This is a genomic window from Anaeromyxobacter oryzisoli (assembly GCF_022690765.1).
Taxonomy (GTDB): domain Bacteria; phylum Myxococcota; class Myxococcia; order Myxococcales; family Anaeromyxobacteraceae; genus Anaeromyxobacter; species Anaeromyxobacter oryzisoli.
The window spans coordinates 1-1,448 of record NZ_JALCZA010000165.1 but is presented as its reverse complement, the minus strand read 5'-3'; the positions used below and the strand labels follow the sequence as shown (position 1 = coordinate 1,448).

The 1,448-nt window shown below is 80.3% G+C and carries 2 protein-coding genes and 1 pseudogene; all 3 read right to left on the bottom strand.

What is annotated here, in order from left to right:
• The coding region (locus MNZ27_RS23170; RefSeq protein ID WP_242396426.1) for a CHAD domain-containing protein at positions 1–418 on the bottom strand (418 nt) is incomplete at its 3' end.
• A gap of 166 nt (positions 419–584) precedes the next feature.
• Positions 585–971: a translation initiation factor gene (locus tag MNZ27_RS24145; protein ID WP_242396425.1), complete on the bottom strand. Its 387-nt coding sequence runs from the start codon at positions 969–971 to the stop codon at positions 585–587.
• Positions 968–1,448: pseudogene (locus MNZ27_RS23160) on the bottom strand (hypothetical protein); the annotation flags it as partial. The gene MNZ27_RS24145 and the pseudogene MNZ27_RS23160, both read right to left, overlap by 4 nt.

Genomic DNA, 1,448 nt, shown 5'->3' with positions numbered 1-1,448 from the left:
CGATCGCGCCGCGCCAGGCGCGGAGCGCGCGGCGCAGCTTCCGCTCGAGCTCCGGCCGCGGGGTGTCCACCGCCGCCGCGAGCGCCTCGGCATCGGCCGCGCGCGCGCCGCGCGCCGCGTCGCGGAGCCACGCGCGCTGCACCTGCACGTCGCGCACCGCGCCGAGCGCGTCCTGCAGCGCCTTCACCTCCGGCTCGAGCGCGAGGAGCTCCGCGTCGCCGAGGAGCTGGAGCGCGGCCCGGAGGCGCCGCGCGGCGACCCGCGCGTCGTGCACCGCGTCCGGGTCGGGCTCGCCCTCGCGGGAGAGGGCGCCCTCGTACCGGCGCAGGTCGGCGAGCCGAGCCCGCACGAGCAGCGGGCCCGCCACGGAGACGCGGGTGCGTGGCCCGAGCCCGGGGACGGCGGTCGGCTTCGGCATGCTCCTCGAGCTTGAGCAGCCGCAGCGCGCCCAGCAACGCGGCGGATCCGCCCGAGCCGAGGCAGCCCCGCGGGAGCTCGCGAGCCGGCCCGGGCGCGGCGGGCTCCGACCGAGCGCCCCCGACGAGCGCGCGGCTCGCGGCGCTCGCCGCCGCCTGCCGCCGGGCTCAACCCCGCGTGACCTTCCGGACGCCGCGGGCCTCCAGCCAGCGCGCGACGCGCTCCCGCTGATCACCCTGCACCACGATGGCGTCGTCCTCGACGCCGCCGCCGCATCCGAGGGCGCGCTTGAGCGCGTCGGACCAGGCGGCGAGCGCTCGCGCGTCGAGGTCGAGCTTCTCGACGACGGTCGCCTCCTTGCCGCCGCGCCCCTTGCGCTCCATCCGGACGACGGCGCGCGCAGGCGCCTTCTCCGGGGCGGGAGGAGCCGCGGGCGCGGGGCCCGGCGCGGGCGCCGGCGGCGTGTAGCCGGCGGGGAGGCGGTCCTTCAGGGCGGAGAAGGCCGGGTTGAAGGGGCCGGCCGGCGCGTCCACGGGTGCCTTCTTCTTCGTCACGGGCGAGACCTCGAACGACGTGGCGGCCGCGCTCGGCGGCGCGGCGTGGAACGGCGCAGAGCGGTCGGGGCCGAGCTCGCGGCCGGGTTCGAGTTCGGGTTCGCGTTCGGGGCTGCGCCCGGCCTCGCGTGCTTCTCCCGAAGCCCGAGCCGCGACGCCTCCTCGAGCCACGCCCCCGACAGCCTCGCCGCGAGCGCGAGCCCCTCCTCCCAGCTCGGTCCGTCCGGAACGAGCCGCTCGGCGAGGGCGAGCGCCTTCGCCTCGATCGCGAGGTCCTCGGCGAGCGCCCGGGTGGCGCCCTCGTCCAGCCCGAGCGCCGCGAGGAACGCCTCGCGCCGGCCGCGGGGGACCCCGGCGCGGTCGAGCCAGGCGCGCTCGGCGGCGCTCGCCTCGGCGGCGGTCGGGCGCAGGCCGAGGGAGCGCCCGAGGGCGGCGAGCAGGGCGCGGCGGAGCCCGTCCGCCGCGAGGCGTCCGGCG